General features: G+C 33.4%; 20 protein-coding genes and 1 pseudogene. 8 read left to right on the forward strand and 13 right to left on the reverse strand.

All coding sequences use genetic code 11. The annotated features are described in order from the left end of the window. Positions 1-281 precede the first annotated feature (281 nt). Positions 282-3,431 carry a glycosyl hydrolase 53 family protein gene (locus IAI10_RS19460; RefSeq protein WP_315674974.1) on the forward strand — a complete coding sequence of 1,050 codons (3,150 nt, stop codon included), beginning with the start codon at positions 282-284 and terminating at the stop codon, positions 3,429-3,431. A 63-nt stretch (positions 3,432-3,494) separates the two neighbouring features. On the opposite strand, the gene IAI10_RS19465 is transcribed toward IAI10_RS19460, so the two are convergent. Continuing rightward, the gene (locus tag IAI10_RS19465) at positions 3,495-3,941 is read right to left on the reverse strand and encodes a DUF4411 family protein (RefSeq protein ID WP_315674975.1); all 447 of its coding nucleotides are present in this window, start codon (positions 3,939-3,941) and stop codon (positions 3,495-3,497) included. Between the two features lie 444 nt (positions 3,942-4,385). Between IAI10_RS19465 and IAI10_RS19470 the strand changes: the two genes are divergently transcribed. Beyond that, positions 4,386-5,903 carry a helix-turn-helix domain-containing protein gene (locus IAI10_RS19470; protein ID WP_315674976.1) on the forward strand — a complete coding sequence of 506 codons (1,518 nt, stop codon included), beginning with the start codon at positions 4,386-4,388 and terminating at the stop codon, positions 5,901-5,903. Positions 5,904-6,058: 155 nt separating this feature from the next. Here the strand turns inward: IAI10_RS19470 and IAI10_RS19475 are convergent, their stop codons facing one another. From IAI10_RS19475 to IAI10_RS19490, 4 genes are all read right to left on the reverse strand, one after another. Then, a complete protein-coding gene (locus IAI10_RS19475) occupies positions 6,059-6,685 on the reverse strand; it encodes a VC0807 family protein (protein WP_315674977.1) in 627 nt (208 codons plus the stop codon). Positions 6,686-6,701: 16 nt separating this feature from the next. Beyond that, positions 6,702-7,406 (reverse strand): flavodoxin family protein, encoded by a 705-nt coding sequence (locus IAI10_RS19480; RefSeq protein WP_315674978.1) that lies wholly within the window; start codon positions 7,404-7,406, stop codon positions 6,702-6,704. A gap of 329 nt (positions 7,407-7,735) precedes the next feature. Continuing rightward, positions 7,736-8,227, reverse strand: a complete 492-nt coding sequence (locus tag IAI10_RS19485) for a GNAT family N-acetyltransferase (protein ID WP_315674979.1) — start codon at positions 8,225-8,227, stop codon at positions 7,736-7,738. A gap of 28 nt (positions 8,228-8,255) precedes the next feature. Then, on the reverse strand, positions 8,256-9,488 hold the full coding sequence (locus tag IAI10_RS19490; RefSeq protein ID WP_315674980.1) for an MFS transporter: 1,233 nt from the start codon (positions 9,486-9,488) through the stop codon (positions 8,256-8,258). A 165-nt stretch (positions 9,489-9,653) separates the two neighbouring features. On the opposite strand from IAI10_RS19490, the gene IAI10_RS19495 reads away from it, so the two are divergent. From IAI10_RS19495 to IAI10_RS19505, 3 genes are all read left to right on the forward strand, one after another. Beyond that, entirely contained in the window at positions 9,654-10,904 is a 1,251-nt protein-coding gene (locus IAI10_RS19495; protein ID WP_315674981.1) for a helix-turn-helix domain-containing protein, read from the forward strand. 86 nt (positions 10,905-10,990) lie between these two features. Continuing rightward, positions 10,991-11,518, forward strand: a complete 528-nt coding sequence (locus tag IAI10_RS19500) for a hypothetical protein (RefSeq protein ID WP_315674982.1) — start codon at positions 10,991-10,993, stop codon at positions 11,516-11,518. 221 nt (positions 11,519-11,739) lie between these two features. After that, positions 11,740-13,059 (forward strand): helix-turn-helix transcriptional regulator, encoded by a 1,320-nt coding sequence (locus IAI10_RS19505; protein WP_315674983.1) that lies wholly within the window; start codon positions 11,740-11,742, stop codon positions 13,057-13,059. 208 nt (positions 13,060-13,267) lie between these two features. On the opposite strand, the gene IAI10_RS19510 is transcribed toward IAI10_RS19505, so the two are convergent. The 7 genes and pseudogenes from IAI10_RS19510 to IAI10_RS19540 form a co-directional block, all read right to left on the reverse strand. Continuing rightward, a complete protein-coding gene (locus IAI10_RS19510; RefSeq protein WP_315674984.1) occupies positions 13,268-13,453 on the reverse strand; it encodes a hypothetical protein in 186 nt (61 codons plus the stop codon). A gap of 361 nt (positions 13,454-13,814) precedes the next feature. After that, positions 13,815-14,156: pseudogene (locus IAI10_RS19515) on the reverse strand (tyrosine-type recombinase/integrase); the annotation flags it as partial. Between the two features lie 132 nt (positions 14,157-14,288). Next, a complete protein-coding gene (locus IAI10_RS19520; protein WP_315674985.1) occupies positions 14,289-14,489 on the reverse strand; it encodes a hypothetical protein in 201 nt (66 codons plus the stop codon). 37 nt (positions 14,490-14,526) lie between these two features. Continuing rightward, positions 14,527-15,027: a GNAT family protein gene (locus IAI10_RS19525; RefSeq protein ID WP_315674986.1), complete on the reverse strand. Its 501-nt coding sequence runs from the start codon at positions 15,025-15,027 to the stop codon at positions 14,527-14,529. 39 nt (positions 15,028-15,066) lie between these two features. After that, positions 15,067-15,297 carry a DUF2164 domain-containing protein gene (locus IAI10_RS19530; protein WP_315674987.1) on the reverse strand — a complete coding sequence of 77 codons (231 nt, stop codon included), beginning with the start codon at positions 15,295-15,297 and terminating at the stop codon, positions 15,067-15,069. Positions 15,298-15,311: 14 nt separating this feature from the next. Beyond that, a complete protein-coding gene (locus IAI10_RS19535) occupies positions 15,312-16,010 on the reverse strand; it encodes an MBL fold metallo-hydrolase (protein ID WP_315674988.1) in 699 nt (232 codons plus the stop codon). Positions 16,011-16,030: 20 nt separating this feature from the next. Continuing rightward, the gene (locus IAI10_RS19540; protein ID WP_315674989.1) at positions 16,031-16,984 is read right to left on the reverse strand and encodes an HD domain-containing protein; all 954 of its coding nucleotides are present in this window, start codon (positions 16,982-16,984) and stop codon (positions 16,031-16,033) included. Between the two features lie 181 nt (positions 16,985-17,165). On the opposite strand from IAI10_RS19540, the gene IAI10_RS19545 reads away from it, so the two are divergent. The 3 genes from IAI10_RS19545 (at position 17,166) to IAI10_RS19555 (ending at position 20,012) form a co-directional block, all read left to right on the forward strand. Continuing rightward, complete coding sequence (locus tag IAI10_RS19545) at positions 17,166-18,503, forward strand: CCA tRNA nucleotidyltransferase (protein WP_315674990.1); 1,338 nt, start codon at positions 17,166-17,168, stop codon at positions 18,501-18,503. A gap of 67 nt (positions 18,504-18,570) precedes the next feature. Continuing rightward, a complete protein-coding gene (gene proC, locus IAI10_RS19550; RefSeq protein ID WP_315674991.1) occupies positions 18,571-19,380 on the forward strand; it encodes a pyrroline-5-carboxylate reductase in 810 nt (269 codons plus the stop codon). Between the two features lie 41 nt (positions 19,381-19,421). Continuing rightward, the gene (locus IAI10_RS19555; protein ID WP_315674992.1) at positions 19,422-20,012 is read left to right on the forward strand and encodes a HutD family protein; all 591 of its coding nucleotides are present in this window, start codon (positions 19,422-19,424) and stop codon (positions 20,010-20,012) included. A gap of 48 nt (positions 20,013-20,060) precedes the next feature. Here the strand turns inward: IAI10_RS19555 and fabV are convergent, their stop codons facing one another. After that, positions 20,061-21,257 (reverse strand): enoyl-ACP reductase FabV, encoded by a 1,197-nt coding sequence (gene fabV / locus IAI10_RS19560; RefSeq protein ID WP_315674993.1) that lies wholly within the window; start codon positions 21,255-21,257, stop codon positions 20,061-20,063. Positions 21,258-21,261: the final 4 nt, after the last annotated feature.

The following is a 21,261-nucleotide window of genomic DNA, read 5'->3' on the forward strand; positions in this document are numbered from 1 at the left end:
TAATTATTATCCATTTTTTAAAAATTATTCATGGATAATTTAGTGGTTATTCTTTTTTTCTTTTTTTAGGGTCAATTGACCCTAAAAATTGGTTTTCAGAATAGCCTAATTAAATATTATGTTGCAAATTTAGTTAAAACTTGATAAAATTAAAACGTATTCAGAAAAGGTTTTCTTTTAATACATTTTCTCGTCTTCCAAAATTATCTTCTTAAAATAAATATTTATTTTGAGTCATGTCTACAAAGGATTCAAAAATTTATTAAGAAGGTGTATTAAAAATGTTTAAGAAACAATTTATGGCTCTAACTTTATCTGCTTCATTAGTCCTGTCATTCTCATCTTTCACTAAAGCATTAAAGGTTAACGCTGAGAACAGCATTAACTATAATCCTAAATTAAGCAGCAGTACAATAACCATTCCACCTATTAAAAATTTATCTTCTGATTTTATAAAAGGTATGGATGTTTCCATGCTAAAGCAAATAGAAGATAATGGAGGCAAGTACTACGACGGTTTATTTGATGCCAACGGTAATCCTAAATCTGAAGACTGCCTAGTAATATTGAAGAAACATGGAGTCAACTGGATAAGACTTAGAATATGGAATAATCCAACTCAGGGCGGCGGAAATAATGATTTGACCACCACTCTTAATTTGGCTTCCAGAGCAAAAGCCTTAGGTTTAAAGGTTCTTCTAGATTTTCATTATAGCGATTTCTGGGCAGATCCTAACTCTCAAACAATTCCAGCAGCATGGTCAAATGACACAAAAGAAAAAACAGGCAACTATGCTACCTTAGAAAATGATGTATATACTTTCACTAAAGATACTTTAAACACTTTAAAAGCTCATAATGCTCTTCCAGACATGGTTCAGATAGGTAATGAAATCAACGATGGAATGCTGTGGAATGATGGCAAAATTACAGGAGAAAATTCTGGCGGTTACGACGAATTGGCTAGATTAATTAACAGCGGCTCAAAGGCTGTAAGAGAAGTTCAGGGCAGCGGAAATAAAATAAAAATAGTTCTTCACTTAGCAAAAGGCGGAGACAATACTGGTTTCACAACATTTTTTGATGCCATGAACGCAAGGAATGTAGATTATGATGTGATAGGTCTTTCATTTTATCCTTATTGGCATGGGCCTGTGTCTAGTCTTAAAGATAATCTTAATAAATTAAGCGCAAGATATCCTGCTAAAGAATTTGTTATAGCAGAAACAGCCTATGCTTATACCTTAGAAGAAGGTGATAGTTCAGCAAATAATTTTGGAGCAGCTCAAGAAACAGCAGGTGTGTTTCCAGCTACAGTTCAAGGCCAAGCTACTGAGGTTAGAGCAATGATGGATATTATGGCACAGCTCCCTAACAACAGAGGACTTGGGATCTTCTACTGGGAAGGTGACTGGACTCCTGTAAAAGGTGCTGACTGGAAAACGGGTGGGGGTAATGCCTGGGAAAACCAAGCTATGTTTGATTTTAACGGAAATGCTCTTCCATCTCTAGATGTGTTTAATGCTGTAAGCAGCAATACTTCAGTAGAGCCAAATGTTATCAGCATACCCCAAGTTAATGTTGATGGCTTTGTCGGCATAGATCCAACTTCTAGTCTACCAACCACTGTTGATGTAGTGTATAGTGATGGAAATATAAAAGCTCAAAGTGTTACTTGGGATAAGGTATCAGCTGAAGACTATTCAAAGGCAGGAAAAATCACCATAAACGGTTCTGTAGCAGGCACGGATATAAAAGCAGCTGCGGTGGTGAATGTTTCAACGAACCTGTTAAAAAATGGTGGTTTTGAAACTGGTGATACCTCTGGCTGGGATATTACCGGTGATGATGCCAATGATGGAGTTATAAAAATGGATTCCTGGACTGCAGACGGCGGTAAATACACTCTAAATTCCTGGAAAGCCACTAATTTTAACTATAAAATAAGCCAGACTCTTACTAATATACCTAATGGAATTTATACTTTGAAAGCGTGGGTAGTAGGAACTGGTGATGGAAAAAGTACCGTACAACTTTTTGCCAGCGACTTCGGAGGTCCTGATATGACTCTTGATGTATCAAAAAATAGTTCTTGGACTCAAGTTACCTTAGGAAATATTAAAGTTACCGATGGGAAGTGTACAGTTGGAATGAATGTTGATGCATTAGGCGGCAGCTGGTGGGATTTAGACGGAGTAGAATTTTCCAAGGATGAAGATACGGCTCCAGCCTCCTCAAGCGTATTAGAAAACGGCGGTTTTGAAACTGGAGATACTTCTAGCTGGGATATTACCGGTGATGATGCTAACGATGGAGTTATAAAAATGGATTCCTGGACTGCAGATGGAGGTAAATATACTCTAAATTCCTGGAAAGCCACAGAATTTAATTATAAGGTAAGTCAAAGCGTAAGCAATATACCTAATGGAATATACACATTAAAAGCATGGGTAGTAGGCACTGGAGATGGAAAAAGCACAGTGAACCTTTTCGCCAGCGACTTTGGCGGAACAGCTATGACTTTTGATGCCTCTAAATACGGTAAATGGACTCAAATCAGCCTTGAAAATATCAAGGTTACAAATGGAAAATGTACTGTTGGAATGGATGTCAACGCTCAAGCAAACAGTTGGTGGGATTTAGATGGAGTAGAATTATCTAAGGTATCTGATTTGCCAGCACCTGCGCCCACAAATGAAACCTTAAAAAATGTTTCGGCAGATATTATACAAGCATTATGGAGCAGTGATAATGTAACCGTAGATGCAACAGATAATACCTTGGTTGATAAAAGTATTTTCGCCGCTATTAAAGGAGCAAATAAAAATGTTACCTTTATTCAAAAAGCAGCAGATGGAAGCCTGTTATTGTCCTGGACATTTAATGGTGCGGATATAAATCAAGCTATTAAGGATGTGGATTTAAAGGCCGCTCTCAGCTCAAATTATAAAGAAGCTATGACTAAGCTAGCTAATGGCTATGATGTACTTCCTATATCCTTTAGCTACGAAGGAATTTTACCCGGTAAGGCTTTGATAAAAATAAAGCTTTCAAACAGCTGGCTTCAAGGAAAAGATAAAAATAATATATATCTCTACCACTATGATCCAACTGCTAACAGTTACGACCTAGTAGCCCAAAATTTAAAGGCAGATAAAAATGGATATGTAGAATTTTCAATTTATCATTGCAGTGATTATTTTGTAATGGATAAGGACATAAAAACTGTGACTGCAACAAAAGGTAGTACTACCTCAAGCTCTGGCAGTGATATCTCAAAAACTAGCTCTTCCAATACTGCTTCAACTACTGCTAGTAAATTACCTAAAACTGGCGGCCTTATAGATGATAAAGTTTTGGCTGGTTTAGGAATATTTTTTTTAGCAATTGGTGTATTCGTGGTTACTTATAAGAAAAAGAGAAATTATTAAACACAAAGCTGTTACACTGAGAAATTAGTGTAACAGCTTTTATTATAAATAAACTATCTATTTTTAAATATGTTCTACTAACTCTTTTAAAGTCAGCACTCTATCCTCTCCCAGTATAAGCTTTGCTGCATTAAACAAATATTTATCCTGAGTAACCAATAAAAGCTTAGGATTCATATTACAGGCATATAAAAGCAGCAGATCATTTTCTGATAGCTTATTTGCATTATTTAAATAGGCCTTCCCATTCTGAGAGTATTTGATTTCAATCACAGAATAGAATTCATCAACACGAGTTTTGTCTATTTCTAATATAAACAAAATTAGGTCACAAAACCTTTCTGATAAAACCATCTGTCCGTTGTACTGCCTTCTTTCTTTTACAACAAGCTCCTCAGCTATTTCCTTCAATATGTTTATACTTTTTTCTTCCACCAGCTTATCTATAATATCAGAATATCTATTCCAAAGCTCTATTACCACATTAGTATCCAGCAAATATTTATCCATTTCTATTTGTTACCTCCTTGCTTAGCCTAAATTTATAGCTCTTTTTTAAAGGCTCTGTTTTAAATCAGTGTTGCTTTTTACACTGATTTAAAACATATCCTATATATTATATTCTTTTCATACAAAAATTAATGGCTTTGTTTTAAAATGTTGATATTATCTTTGGAGTTCTAGAAACTCTTAGGAAGTGCGACTTATAATTGGCGTAATTTTGCCCAGGAAGGGCAAAGCCATTTTAGTGCCAGGACGGCACATTAAAATAGGTAGCCAATTATAACAAAGCAAGCCTTAGAGTTTCAGATCCACCAAAGCCTTTATCAACATTCTTTTAAAACATAACCAAATTAATTAACAATCAGGGTCAAAAACGTCGAGTGATACAATATAAATCATAGTATAATAAAATTACTTCCGGAAGAAAAATACAAATAAGGTGGTGAAGCTGTGGATTACTCACTTTTTATATGGTCCGTAGTGACTTTCATAGAACAGAGGATAAAAGCTAATATTGATTATAAAGAATTGGAGAGTTCCACAGGTTTTTCTTATAGGCATATTAGAGAAACCTTTAGACAATGTACTAATCATACCCTTTCCAATTATATATTGTCCCGAAAGATAGCAAATGCTGCTTTTGACATAATTCATACCTATAAAAGCATTACTGATATAGCAGTAGACTATGGCTTTGAAAGCTATGATACCTTTACCAGAGCTTTTAAGAGGCATACAGGTATAACTCCTATAAGCTTTCGTAATGGCAGCTATCAAGTAGGAAGGCGAATTTTAGCTGTAGGAGTATATGGACCAGCTATTCTAAAAAAAGGCAGTAATCTGCTTCTTCTCACCGAAATTATGGAGGTATGTATTAATATGAAAGATAGTATAAAAACTGATAACAGCTGTATTCTATTTGGAGTTCCAAAGGTAGAGTACTGCTTTGAAGAAGGCACCCCCTTTATTTCTTCCTTAAAGTCATGTCTAAATTATATGGGACAGACTATTGATTACGCCTATCTCATGGCAGCATCAGGTGCAGCCTTTAGACTTCGATGGAATTTAAACACCTGGGATGGCGGAAATATTGATACCATGTGCATATATGAAGATAAGTTCGAAGCTTTTAAACGTTCCTTTGAAGCTGCCGGCAGAGAATATAAGCTTCTCTCTCGAGAAGGAACTGACAAAGAAACTTTTATAACTTTTATAAAAGACCAAATAAATTCAGGACGCCCAGTTATAGCTCTAGGAATCATTGGACCTCCAGAAGCCTGCATAATTACTGGTTACGATAATGATGGAGAAACCCTTTTAGGCTGGAACTTCTTTCAGAATAACTCAGAATTTGCAAAGGATATAAAATTTCATGAAACAGGATATTTTATATGCGACAATTGGTGGGAAAATCCAAGTACTGTTGGAGTAATATCCATAGGTGAAGACATGAATCAGCTGGTAAGTCAAAAGGACATTCTTATAAATGGTATAGATATAATGACTAATAATAAAGTCATTAAAATAGATCATTATAATCACAACAAGCTTGAATATGCTGGAGGGCAAGCTGCCTACGATGCTTGGGCTAAAGCCATAGGAAATGACAAAGAATTTTCTCCAAAAGCTATACTCCCAATACTATCTGAAAGAATAATGTGCCAAAATGATGCCCAGTGCATGGTGGGAGAGGGCAGATCTTACGCCGCTATTTTTCTAGACTGGGTAGGAAAAACAAATGAAAAAATAGAAAGAGACTGTTCCCTTGCTGCAAATCATTTCAGGAAATCAGCTAACTGCACCTTTAAGATGAATGAAGTAAAAGGCGGTTTTGAACAAAATGAAGCCTCTATACGAAAATTTGCTGAACCTGAAGTCAGGGAAAAAATAGTCTCCTTGATAATAGAGGCAAAAGAAAATGAAGCTAAGGCATGTGAAGTTTTAAAATCCATAGTTAATAAGCTTTAATAATTGACTCTGTTTTAATCAGAACGTTTGGTTCTAATTATATATCAGTAAATGAATTAAGCACAAAATTATCAATCAATTTAATAATAGCTACTAGATAAACTTTGAAAATCATCTAATAGCTATTATTACATTCTTTGTAGATAGCTTTATTTTTAGAATTTCTTTTTCCAATACCATTGTGGAAATAGAATTGAGAAAGCTATTAGAGCAGGTACTGCTATGCTGTTGTAAGAGGTGTTTATAGCATAATATGAGCTTATTGACACAAAATGAAGCAATACCATTCTCAAAACTGCCTGACTTACATTTAATACTGCCCATGCTATTGTAAGTAGTCTCCATGCGGATTTATATTTAGGATTGCTTTTCAATTTTTCCGAAGCATTTTTCAAATAGCTTTGTTCTACAATTACTTGAATCAAGGATCTATTAAAAAGTAAGGATACAGAAAAAACTAGTGCAATTAAAATGTCCTGAATTATAGGTGCAACTAAATAAAAGGTAGGGTTTTTCGAAATAATAGTACATATCAATGAAATTGCTGAAAATGATCCGCTCATTACTGCAAGAGCATTAAATCTCTTATCCTTCATAAAATTTAATGCCACCACTCCTATGCTCCATACCCCGCATAATACTATTCCGTCAAAAGTCATTTTAAATTTATCGAATATATAAAATATTACTATTGGTATAATAGCACTTACCACAAAATCAGCGTTGAAAACATTTTTTAATACTAAATTAGTTTTATTATTGGTTTTAGTTGTTATCTGCATAATAAAATTCCTCCTCCTATTTACTCCATGATTTATTGGCATTTTCGATATATATTTTAGGATCAATATATTCTTTTTCTATAATTTCTTCGGTTTCTAAACTTATATGCCCTTCACGAATTACTTCCTCACCAGCCTTTTTTAACGCCGTAAAGAAAGGACTGTATATTTGTTTCAATAGGTCATTTGTTTCTATACTGCTAAGAATTCCTCCCTGTCCACATAATATGGTTCCTTCTAAATTTCCCTTTGTCATAACCTTAAAAGTCTCAACCAAGCCAGAAAAGTTGTATTTTCCAGGGAAGCCGCAGTTTGAAATCAAAATAGTTTTTACATTGACTGCACTATTAAATCTTCTAGTGTGTGAATATTCATCTTTAACCTTTACTATTTCTCCATTGTTTAACGGAAGCATTCTATCCATAAAATCTTTCATAAGGCCAGAGACCGTAAAATAATAAAGCGGAGTTGCATATACCATTACGTCAGCTTCTAATATCTTATTCAATAATTCCTTCATATCATCCTTATGGATACATTCCCCTGGAGTTTTAGTCCAACATGTAAAGCAACCCAAACAATGTTTTATTTTTTTCTCATTTAAGTATATAGTATCTGTATCTGCACCTGCCTCTTCACACCCATTAAGAAATGATTTCAAAATCACTTCAGTATTTCCGTTTTTTCCTTTGGGACTTCCATTTATAGCTAAAACCTTCATAAAAATCTCTCCTTATTTTGAATTTCTTTGTTTAATCCTTATTACAATAATAATTATACATTCATCATTATTGGTATCAAAGTTACTATAGTCCCTTATTTTGGTATTACTTTAGTCACTATTTTATGACTAATTAAAAGCAAAGACCTTAGATTAGCATAAATAAAAAGAGATTGCATTAGATAACCTATTAAGATTATATCTGCAATCTCTTTTCTATAATTGTATATTCTGCTAAAATATCATACTGCATTTAGTCTTGCTATGTAATTGCTTGGACTGTTGCTCAATTAACTAAATATATAGTTGACAGCAGCTTTTACTTTTTACTATAAGAACTTCCCCATTAAAATCATATTTTCATATCCATATTTAGTTTTTATAGCTTTTATTTTTACTCCCTCTTTTATAAATCCAAACTTTTTATATAATGACAAAGCTGACTTATTATTTTCAAATACCTCTAAATCTATTTTCTCAACTCCATTTATCCGTGCTAATTTAAATATTGTATTTATAAGCACACTACCTATACCCTTTCCTTTGTAAGCCTTAATAATAGCGATTCCAAGCATAGCTGTATGCTTTATCCTGCATAGACTGCTCCTATCTAAAGTAGCAATTCCAACTATCTCACCATCAACTTCCGCTGCTAAAAAAAGTGCTAAATTACTTATGTAATCTGCTTCTTCCTTTGGCGTAAGCTTAAATTCTTCCGACTTTCCCGGAAAGAACGGTGACTCCTCCATTACCTGCTTTACCAAAATTATTATTTTCTCTGCATCCTCAGGTTCTGCCTTTCTGATAATTAAATTTTCCATAGCCAATTACCAACCTTTCGTACATATCTTAAGCAGCCATATTTTGTTTCTTTTCCACTCTCTTTGAATATAGCTTTAATAAAAACATAAAGCTGGCTGATATTAAGGATATGATTATAACTAATGTCCATATACTCCTATATCCGTAAGCCCCCATATATGCACCAGAAAAAGAGGTACTGGACGCGGCTCCTATGGCCCAGCCTATAGATGATACTGCATTTAGTCTTGCTCTGTAATTGCTTGGACTATTGTTTGCCAAATAAACTCCTGAATTTATGGTACTTAATATTTCTCCTGTAGTCCATATAACAGTAGACAATATAAAAAAGCTAAAATTACTCACAAAGGCCAGCATTCCAAAGCCTATTGAGTAGGCTATCCCCGCCAAAACCAGATTAGATAAAGGATGATTTTTCTTTGTTATAGCTCCTACAAAAACTGATAACGCAAGCACAGTTATAGCATTAACACTCATAACATAACCAAACATATGGGCACCATTATTCTTAAATACGCTGTTTAAGGTCAGCGGCAAAGAGAATCTATGCTGAGAATATATGAAGGCATAAGCTATGTTTATAAGGAAGAATAAGCATAGATGAGGCCTCTTACATAGCATCTCCAGCATATTTCCCTCTTCTCTCTTTTCAGCTTTGCTTTCCACTATTTTTTCACTAGCTTCAGGGTTAGTTTCTCTTACATATTTCCACACAGAAAATACTGCTATAAAGGAAGTAAGAGCATCCCCTATAAAAAGCATAGGTAATAAATTATTAAAAAGGAAACCAGCTATTATGGGTCCTATGGAAACACCCACATTTATAGAAAGATATTGAAGAGAAAACCCCGTCTGTCTTTGATCCGCGGGAAGTATGTCCGTAACTATAGAATTAAAAGCGGGCCTTACAAACCCATTAAAAAAAGTGCTTATTAAAAGGCAGGTAACACTTACCAAGGCGCTCTTTGAAAATGCACAAGGTATCAAGGCCGCTGCAGATATAGTCTGAGCATATATATATACTTTTTTTCTTCCCAAATCATCTGCTACCTTTCCTCCTATTATGGAAGCTGGAATAACTATAACGGAAGCTATAGTAACTATTATTCCTGAGGCTGCAGTGCTCATGCCTATCTTCTGAGTAAGATATAAGGCTAAAAATGGCACCACAAAATCCCCTAAGCTATTGATAAGCTTGGCAAAACACATAGCATACATTTCTTTAGGCAAGCCCCTGTAACTTTCAATTAATTTCTTCATTTGCATCCCCCTCTCTGTCTATAATAAATCTTAAGCCATGAAAATGTTATTTACAAAGCTTTTTTGTTGAATAATTTCTATAACAAATCATTGTTTAATGCTATAATTTTATATATATTTCACTTATTTCAGTGAATATTTCGCTTTTTAATCGATTTAATAGGGGTGATTAGCATAGATACTATAGTAAATATCTTTGGAATGGAATTAGAGTATGATTTTTTATCCGCCTGGATCAAATATACAAGACTTAAAGAAGGAGTCAGTCAAGAATATCTAGCTCATGGCATATGCTCTGTGAGCCATCTGAGCTATTTTGAAAACGGAAAAAAGCATTTAAGAAAAGAAATAATAGAAGCTTTACTTAAAAAATTAAATATCAGCAGCCTAGGCAGATTCCAAAACATAGGTCTTGTGAGACAAAAGCTTAATACCATGATGAACGCCATTGAAAGCTTCAATAGAGATGAAGCACAAAGAATATATAAGGAGCTTGAGAAAATTGAAGAGGTTTTAAAGCTTTCTCCTTACAGCATTGAATTTAAAATATACGAGCTTATGTATAAAACCTTTGTAGAAAGTCAAAGTTATGACATTTTAAAGTATGACATAAATCTTATGGATAAAATTTATATGTCCTTAAGCAAGGATTTAAAGTTCATCTATCTTTTTATAAGTGGTTCTATTTTTTCAAAGAATCATATGAATGAGGAAGGCATAAAAAGGCAAAAGGAAGCCTTAAAGCTAAAGGACACCTCCTGGATAAACTACTGTTTAGGTCAATCCTACTGCTTTAGTACAAGTCCCTCAACTGGGGTTTATTATCTGGAAAAAGCCTTAGACAGCTACGAAAAAAGCGGCCGCTACCTAAATGCTGTATGGTGCCACAACTATCTTGGTATAGGCTTTTCCTATTTAAAACTATATGATCAAGCCGAAAAGCATTTTGATGCCGCGCTTATGTCTGCAAAGCATTTTGATATGGATAAATTATATTCCCATCTTTATACAAACCTGTCTAATCTTTATTCCTGTTTAGGAAAATATGAGGAAAGCCTAAAATGGAGCAGTTTGGCTTTAAAAGAAACAAAAGGAGGTACACTATCCGCTTACAATTATGTGGATGCTTGCCTTAAGCTTGGCAAATTAAAGGAATGCCAAGAAATTTTTGATGAATTTTTAGATATGAAGGACAAGGATACTTTATATACCAATCCCCTGTATTTTCTATATTTAGTAGCCTATAAATTTAATGATGATATTTTTTATGAAGAGGTAAAAAATAAAATTCTTCCCTATTACGAAAAAACAAAAGTAAATGATGTGTGCAGAGATATAAAGCTAAAGCTCATTGAATATCTTGAAAATAGACGAAGATATAAAGAAGCTAATAAACTCTATAAGGAGCTTTTGTAAATTATAACAATTTAACATGGAATGATTTACATTTTGTTTGAATAATTGTAAAATAAATGTATTGAGTATTTAAAGGAGTATGCATTATGTCCTTAAAAAAGAAACTATCAATTTGTTTCGTAGGAATTCTAATTCCTGCCTCTGCCTTTATTGTTACCAGACAAGTTGTAGAAAGGATTAGATATACACAAAAGCCCATAGTTATAGGTTCGTTAAGTAAAGAAAATATAAAAACGTTTTCTTTGAAATACAACAATAATAAGTATAAACAAATAAAAAATCAATTTGATATAAATAAAATTATTGATACTATAAATGGATTAGGAAACGGACAGGATGCCATTGCTCAGTCTATTTTTGGAGGCAATGAATTTCAAGTAAATATATCTTATAGAGATGGCAGTAGTATAGCTTTAAGTTTCAAATCTGCCGGATATGAAAATAATGTGGTTAAAAACTATATGATATATAAAATAAATGAGGATAAAGAATATGTTTGGCGAATTATGGACAATGATATAACAGATAGCACTGACATTTCCGAATTGTTGGGATGGATAGAGCATCTCCACCAAGGGCAAAGTAAATCAGGTATGGGCGACATAGTTAAATGAGATAAAATTTTTGCAGCAATAAGAATAATTTATATAGATAGCTAATATTATATAACAAAATTATAAATTACTTTAAATGATGCTCTTTTATCAAATTTTATTATAAAATTATAAAAAAAATATATGTTTATACTAAAAAATGATAAATAATTTCAAAAATGTGAAAAAAATCCTTTACTATGGTATAATAGTAAATATTATTTAATGGTGGTGATATATGGGTGGAATATAGAGTTATACCTATAGGTGAAAAACTTAGAAGATTTAGAGATAGATACGGATTAAACCAGGATGAACTTGTGGGAACCGATATAACTAGAAATCTTATAAGTCAAATTGAAAATAGCAAGGCTAAATTGACTAGAAGTACCGCAGAAATAGTTATTAAGCATGCTACAGAAAAACTTAAAGAAAAAAATATTGCCTTAGATATGGATATCGAATATCTATTGGAAGATGAAGAAACTCAAGCTAGAAAGATACTTGATACATTCATAGATGAGCTTAGAAAACTTGCTGAAAATAAAGATGTTAGGTATGTAGAAAGCTTTAAGAAGGTAGAAGAATTTTTATTAGAGTGGAACTTCATAGATAAGAAGATAATTATTTGTGAGATCACCGGTGATTATTTTTATAGCACGAACGACTTTTCAAAAGCTTCACTTTATTATGAAAATACTAAGTGTCTTATGAATTTAGATATGAAAACTCAGCCGCTAATTCCGCTATTACAGAAGCTTTCTAACACTTATTATTTTATGGGTAATCTTAGAGAAGGAATAAATACTTGTAATTATGCCCTAGACAGATTTCCTGAAATGGATAATGAAAAAAAGATAGGCTTTTTATTTAATATTGGACTTTACTATAATCACCTACAGGAATATGAAAAGTCTATAGAATATATAGACAAAGTAATGAAGCTTGTAAGCAGCAGTACAAAAGGGTATACACAAGTATTATTATTAAGAGCGTCTAATTTAAGAAGTATAAAATCCTATGAGGAAACTTTGAATATTTATAATGAATTAATAGAAATGACAGATAGCAAGGACTATGGACATAGAGCAGTATATTACAATAATATTTGTGAAACTTATATAGATTTTCAGCAATTTGATACAGCAAATAAATATTTAAGTTTAATATTAGATTATATTCCTTTAATTCAAAAAGATTTTATTATGCTGCCACATATATATTTTGATGTAGCTAAAAGGTATTTAAGTTTAAAGGACATAGAAAAATCCATCATCTTTTTTAAAGAAGCCCTGGATCAAGCGAAAGTCTTTAAATATTCTCTTATAATAAAAGACATTCTGCATGAAATAGTACATATTCCTAATTATACTATAGACATAGATATAAAAAATGAATATAAGCAGCTACTTATAGAAACTAAAACTTTGGACAATGTACTTTTTATAGATATATTGAAATATTTTACTTCATTAGACGATAAAGAAAGCGTATTAGAACTATGTGATTTTTGTAGAACTAATTTTGAAAATATTAAAGAGGGAAGTGGAATAGATGTTTAAAAAACATAAAAAAATTCTAGCAATATTGTTTATACTAACAGTTACAATTTTAACAAGTCCTCATATAGTGCATCTTTTAGATATTGCTGGTGTTCCATGGGGGACAGACTAATAAAGTAAAGAACATTTATTAAAAAAAAGTGATCAATTATGACCACTTTTTTTATTAAAAACTCATTGATTTTTGTATAGAAAGATAAATTTCTTATTAACCTTCTCCTATTCCATCGTATTCAAAACCAGAAACTCCACCGGTATCGACAAATATTATATCACTAGAACTTCCAGAGTTAATAACAATACCCCATTCTACTACTACCACAGTTGCATCAACTTCATATGTTGAGTCAGTTATATCATTTTCCTGAATAAAGTCTAAACGCAGGAAACTCATTAACGCATACTTTCATGTTTTTTGGTAAATCTTTTATTAGCTTTTCTAATTCACCAATTGTTAATCCATTATCATAACTTTGATCCATAAAATAATCTCTCCTAATCCTATTTTATTTATCAGTATAGCCAAAGGAACGATAGCTTAAACAATCTTATTTGCGTTAACTGTTACAGCTTTAACAAGTTCTAAAGTAGTAATGCAGATTTTAAATCACTGATGCTCCATGGGAAACAGACTGATAAAATAAAAAACATTTATTTAAAAAAATGGTCATGTTTGATCACTTTTTGTGTACAACCGATATATGTTACTAATAAAAAAGGTTCGTGACGAACTTTTTAAGATAAAATTAATAAATTTAACCTAAATTTGATTGTAAATAAACTTCTTTCTTCTGCTCTTCAGTAATGCCTATGTATCTTAAGGTTTGGGATTTTGATGAATGATTGAATATATCCATGAGTAATTCCAGAGAAGTACCATTTTGATATGCATGATAACCAAATGTTTTTCTCAAGGTATGAGTTCCAATTTCTCCTGATATTATGATATTAGTAGTTACATCCCTTTCTATGAGTCCTATTGATTCAGCTGCATTATTTAATATTCTATATGCTTGCTGCCTGGTTATTGGAGAATTAATACCCTTGCGGCTTTTAAATATATAGTGATTTAGATCCAATTCAGGATATTCTTTTATCTTGCTCCTTCAACAAAGTATAATATTACATAAATATATTAACACCACAAAACTTAAAAGATTATAAATTGGAAATATGAGTGAATTTAAAAATAATTATGGAATAAATGAAGATAAATTTAGCTCCTTGAGTTATTTAGAAGAAACATAACAAGATATAACTATATATAATAACATAAAATAAGCTTTCTCGGATTCGTAATCACTTACCACCGGTTCCAGTCCCATATTTCTAAGGATATTTAAAAGCTCCTCTAGCTTATTTTTATAACGAAGTGGCTGTGCATTAGAGCAGCCTACAATCCCTATCTTATCGCTCTTTTTTAACAACACACCTTCACCTCTTAACTTCTATACCTTACAATTGTATTTAGACAATTTCCTTCACATAGGAGCAGCCCTTTTCTTTTTGGAGAAATGCCTTAAAGCCTGCTTTCTCAAAGGTCTTCTGTGAGGCTATATTATAAGAGTATATCTCATCAACATAGATTTTATCATAGCCTAGTTCCTCAGCCCTTTTAGATAAAATCATTATCACCTTATATCCTATTCCCATACCCCTGTAAGCTTTATCCCCTATAACAATAGGCATATCCTGCTGCCAGAAGGTAACATCTCCAATAGGTTTATATTCATTCTTTTCTTTTATTTCAATAAAGTAAAGCTCTCCCTTACCGTTCAGATAGTTGTACATTCTAGACAACTTTTCTTCATCATAAGATTTAGAAACACCATCCACCAGCTTTACTGTTTCTTCATCTAAATACCATTTCAAGGCAAAATCGTATTTGCCCTTAAACTTAGCAAGCCTAAGTCCTCCATCTATCTGTATATATTCTGGCTGCTTATTTTCTTCTGAAATATCCGTCATAAAATTCACTACCTTTAGATTTTACCTATTAATTATTACTTATTTCTGCATTCCTAGCATATCCTCTACTCTTTCGTTCATATAACGATAAGCAGCATTTATTCCTTCATTATAAAACTCTGGAGCAATTTCCTCTATTATAAAATCGAGGATAAAAGAAGCCGCAAGCTCCCCTACTTCCTCTTCTCTCTCAGTATAGAAATAATCCTGTATTTTGCCTATCATAAGCTGCCTTTTTTCTTTAGATAACTCTATGGTTCTCTTTTTCATAGCTTATAATCCTTTCATTCCACATAATTAAAGCCTGCTTCTTCCACTTCATACTTGCTCAAAGTGTTATCGTGATGTATGCAATAAACCTTATCCCTCATGGCGTGAGGAATCATTTCTTTAAGCCGTTTTAAAGAGGTGTGGGCATTTCCGTCATAATCTAAGGCACAAGTATCCTGATAAAGCATGTCTATTCTATCATTGTTAAATAGTCTTAATATATCTCTGCCTATCCCTTTAGCATCGCCGCTGTAGTATATATTTTTTCCGCTATACTTCATTAAAAAGGCAAAAGCTGGCATTCCTTCTTCATGCTCCACTGGCATGAATTCAAGCTCCATGTTTCCAAGACTTGAATCCTCAATAGTACAGCTTTTATCTGTGACAAGCTCATACATTTGCTCCTGCACCCCTATATACTTAAAAAGTCCTTTAATCCAAGGTCCATCTTGAAAATAAAGCTTGGGCTTGATTTTTAAAATAAAGTGGCTGTAAAAAATCACTTCCCCTAAGCTTCCTACATGATCTGGATGGGTATGAGTGATTATTACATGCAAATTTTTAAGATTGGAAAGCAGATTAAGCTTTTGAAGCCTTTCGTATACTGTTCCTCCGCAGTCCACTAATAGCATGCTACTGTCTTTTTTTATATAACAACTGGTATTTCCCAGCGCTGTATTAAAAGCACTCCCAGTTCCAATAAACTTAAACATTTCAATCCTCCATCATATATCTATTCCCCTAGAATTGGTTTATATATTCTTCTGCTTTCCAAGGACCAAACTCGGTCTGAAAATTCTCCGCCCTTAATATCCTTAGTAGCTCTTCTCATATCAAAAAGTCTTGCATCAATTATGTCAAGGTAATGCAAAACCTCTGCCTCTGGAATCATTGGTTTTACTGGACTTCCATATTCAGGTTCATAATGATGAGATAATATCATGTGCTGCAAAAGCATGGTTGTTTCTTTATCGGCTCCTATCTTCTTTGCGGCTATCTCCACATTCTTTATGCCCTGAACAATATGTCCAAGCATTGTGCCTTCTACGGTATAATCGCTTACAATGCCTAGTTCGCTGGCATCCATCTCTTCCATTTTAGCCAAATCATGAAGAATAACTCCTGCATATAAAAGATCCCTGTTTAAATCTGTATATATTTCACAAAGCTTTTCTCCAGCTCTAAGCATGGTAGTTACATGATATAAAAGCCCGCCTCTTATGGAATGATGATTCTTTTTAGCTGCAGGAAAGTGCATTATTTTATCCTGATATACTCCAAGAACCTCATTTACTATTCCCTTTATGTCTTCATTTTTCATTGCATTTACATAAGACATAAGTGTGCCATACATATCTTCTGAGGAGTATGGTGCTGTAGGTACAAACTCTGATGCGTCAAGCTTATCTTCTGCATCCGCTACTCGTATTTTCTCTATTTTAAGCTGAAGACCATTTTGCCATGCTAATACTGTGCCTCTAACCTTTGCTATGGTATTAGAGCTGTAAGCCTTAAAATCTATCTCATTACATTCCCAAAGCTTAGCATTTATTTCTCCAGTTTTATCTCCTAATGTGAAATCAAGATATTTTTTATTATTACTATTTGTCGTCTTGCAGTCTACGGATTTAATAAGATAAAATCCTTCTATCTTTTTCCCTGCTTCAAAACCATTTATTGCTGTCATTTAAAATTCCCCTTCCAAAATTGCTCAACTATTGGATATATCTAAATTCTCAATAGAATAAGTAAAAAAGTCATATATATAAATATTACCATTACTTAACTAATTATATCACATATAATGCTTTTATTTTTATGGCAAAATATTTATAATTAAATTAATTTCAAAAGAACGAGGTGCATCTATGAAAATTAATCTTCCACAAGAAGTGAATTTTATTATAGAGGAACTTAATAAAAGCGGCTTTGAAGCTTTTGCAGTAGGAGGCTGTGTTCGCGACAGCATTATAGGAAGGGTTCCAAGCGATTGGGATATAACCACTTCAGCCCTTCCAGAGAATATAATTTCAATATTTCCTCATACTGTTCCTACAGGCCTTCAGCATGGTACTGTGACTGTAATAATAAATAAAAACAATTATGAAGTAACAACTTATAGAATAGATGGAAAATATACTGACAACCGCCATCCAGATGAAGTTTTATTCACCAAAAACTTATCTGAGGATTTAAGCAGGCGAGACTTTACCATAAATGCTTTAGCTTATAATAATGAAGCTGGATTGGTAGATCTTTTTAATGGGCAAGACTGCTTAAAAAATAAAATGGTGAAAACAGTGGGCGATGCCAACGACAGATTTAATGAAGATGCTTTAAGAATGATTCGAGCCATCCGTTTTGCCTGTCAGCTTGATTTTTCTATTGATAAAGAAACCTTTGAGGCTATTTTTAAGAATCATAAGCTAATAGAAAATGTAAGCATAGAAAGGATAAGAGATGAATTTTCAAAAATATTAGTATCTAATAATCCTGATGCTGGCATAGAAAATTTAAGAATTACAGGTCTTCTGAAATATTTTCTTCCTGAAGCTATTGATATGGTGGGTTTCGATCAAAAGAATCCCCACCATGATAAAGATATATACACTCATACCCTCCAGGTTATAAAAAATGCTGAACCTGTGCTTATTACCAGGTTGGCAGCACTTTTTCATGACATAGGAAAACCTGCAAGCTTTACTATGGATGAAAAGGGAATAGGTCATTTTTACGGTCATGAAAACAGTGGAGCTGAAATCTGCGAAACAGTTTTAAAACGTATGAAATTTGATAACTACACTATAAAAACAGTTTGTCTTTTGGTCAGCAACCACATGACCATGTTCTATAAATTAAAGGAATCAGGGGTTAAAAAACTCATTAACAAAATGGGAAAAGAAAATATGGGAACTCTTTTTAATCTTCAAACCGCTGATATAAAAAGCAGTGCTCCTCCCTTTAATTTTTCTCCCATAGACTATTTGAGAAACACAACGGATGAAGTTCTAAAAAAAGCTTTGCCAATATGCTTAAAGGATTTAAAAATAAATGGGGCTGATCTGATTAGGCTAGGTTTTAAACCTGGCAAGGAATTGGGGGATGCTCTTAATGCTATACTTGATATGGTTCTTGAAAAGCCTGACTTAAATGACAAAGCAAAATTAATAGAAATCGCTACTAAGTTATTAACTTCCAAATCCTAAAGGTAAACTTATAGCTATTTAAACGCATTTAAAGAATATAACATTATTAAAAAGGGGGCCAATTAAAATGGATAAAAAAATAGGATTTATAGGCTGTGGAAACATGGGAGAAGCCATGCTTTCAGGCATACTTAAAGCAAATTTAGTACCTGCAGAAAATATAATGATTTCAAGAACTAGTGAATCAACTCTTAAGGAGCTTAAAAACAAATATGATGTTAACGCGTCTTTAAATAATAAGGATGTGGCTGCTTTCAGCGATATATTAATCCTGGCTGTTAAACCTAATAAATATATAAAAGTGATAAAGGAAATTAAAGCTGCAGTAAAAAAAGATGTTCTTATTGTAAGTATTGCTGCCGGAATCACAATTGAAACCATAGAAAAAGCCTTTGAAAAAGATATTAAGATTGTAAGATCCATGCCTAACACACCAGCCTTGGTAGGAGAAGCTATGAGTGCATTAACTCCATCAGAATTAGTTAGTCCCCAGGAGCTTAAAGAAGCCTTATCTATTTTTGAGAGCTTTGGAAAAGCTGAAGTAATAGATGAAAATCTTATGGACATGATTCCATCAGTAAGCGGTTCCTCACCAGCTTATGTATTTATGTTCATTGAAGCTCTAGCAGATGGCGCTGTACTTAGAGGAATGCCTAGAGATAAGGCTTATAAATTTGCTGCCCAAGCAGTGTTAGGTGCTGCAAAAATGGTGCTTGAAACTGGTGAGCATCCTGGCAGCTTAAAAGATAAGGTTTGCTCTCCTGGAGGAACTACCATAGAAGCTGTTTATAGCTTGGAAGCTAATAATTTTAGAGCCAGCATCATAGCAGCTATGGAAAGCTGTACTAAAAAAGCTGAGGAAATGTCTAAGAAGTAGAGAATAAAAACAAATTTTTAGCTTTGGAAAGGGACATTCTTATGAATATAAATAAAATTACTCAAGATAAATTTAAAACCACGGAATGGCTTGGAGGAAAAACTACTGAATTGTTTATTTGGCCAGAAAATGGAAGCTATCAAAAAAGACAATTTGATTTCCGTTTATCCACTGCCACCATAGAAATTGAAGAAAGTGATTTCACTAAGCTGCCCGGAATCCACAGAATATTAATGCCTTTACAAGGTAATATAGCTCTATGCTTTAATGGTGAAGAAACAGTTAATTTAAAGCCCTATGATTTTGCGGATTTTGAAGGTGACTGGAATACCACAAGTAAGGGAGTTGGAAGAGATTTTAATCTGATGCTTGCTAAGGATTGGACTGGAAGCTTAAAACATCTTCCGCTTTCAGCTTCAAATATCACAGAAGCTGACGCCTTCCGTATGAAAATTATCTATAGTGCTGAAGGAGAAGCTCTGATAAGCGTTGAAAATAAGGAATTTATTCTGCAGCAAGGGGAAATTCTCTACCTTGAAAGTGAAGAGAAAGATGGGGAGATAAGCATTAAGCTATCCTCAAAAACCGAAGCTGATTTGGTAGTATGCAATGTTTTTAGAAAAATAAAATAAGCTTTAAAAAAGGAGGCTCCATACTGAAAGCCTCCTTGTTATAGTTTATTACTCTAATGCCTTCAAGCTAGGAATATCCACATTTGCATCTATATCTTCCTCATAATTAACTTTAGGATGTTCAAAGCCAAACAGCTTAAAGAATTCTTTTCTGAAGTCCTCAATATCGGTTATTTCTGCTATGTTTTCACTGGTTATCTTATCCCAGCTTGCTATTATTTCCTCTTGCACATCTTGGCGAAGCTCTAAATCATCCAATCTTATTCTTCCTTCTTCATCCAGAATAAGCTCTTTAGAATATAATCTATCAGCGTACAGTCTATATATCTGCTCTATGCATCCTTCTTCTATATTCTTCTCCTTCATTATCTTCATAAGCAAGGACACATATAGAGGTACTACCGGTATTGCTGAGCTGGCTTGGGTTGCCAATGCCTTATTTGAGGACACATAAGCTTCTCCCTTTATTTTTTCAAGATACTTATTTAAGGTCAAAGCTGTCTTTTCTAAATGTTCCTTTGCCTTTCCTATGGTTCCGCTTCTATATATTGGCTTTGTGATTTCAGAGCCTATATAGGTATAAGCCACAGTCTTTGCTCCCTCTGCAAGCACATCTGCTTGAACTAATGCCTTAATCCAAAGCTCCCAATCTTCCCCTCCCATAACCTTCACGGTTTGCTGAATCTCGCTTTCAGTGGCAGGTCCCAATTCAATATTTGAAATAATATTTGTATGAAAATCAACGGTTTTGCTTGAGTAAACTGTTCCTATTGGCTTTAACACTGAATGAAAGGTTTCTCCAGTGCCTGGATCTGTTCTTTTAGGGGATGCTATACTGTATATAACTAAATCTATTTTCCCAAGATCCTTTTTAATTGCAGCTATAGTCTCCTGCTTTATTGGCTGAGAAAAAGCATCTCCATTTATAGTTTTAGCATAATACCCAGCTTCTGAAGCTAATTGTTCAAAGGCAGCAGTATTGTACCAGCCAGGTGTTGCAGTTCTGTTACCTGAAGCTGGTCTTTCGAAGGCCACTCCTAAGGTATTTGCTCCTGAAGCGAAGGACGAAACTATCCTTGAAGCTAGACCATAGCCAGTGGAAGCCCCGATTATAAGAACATTTTTAGGACCTATTACTGGTTTTTGACTTTTCACATAGGCAATTTGATCAGAGACATTGTTGGCACAGCCCTGTGGATGAGCTGTTAAACATATATATCCTTTAAACCTAGGTTTAATTACCATATTA

Source organism: Clostridium sp. 19966, from assembly GCF_032335695.1.
Taxonomy (GTDB): domain Bacteria; phylum Bacillota; class Clostridia; order Clostridiales; family Clostridiaceae; genus JACTOJ01.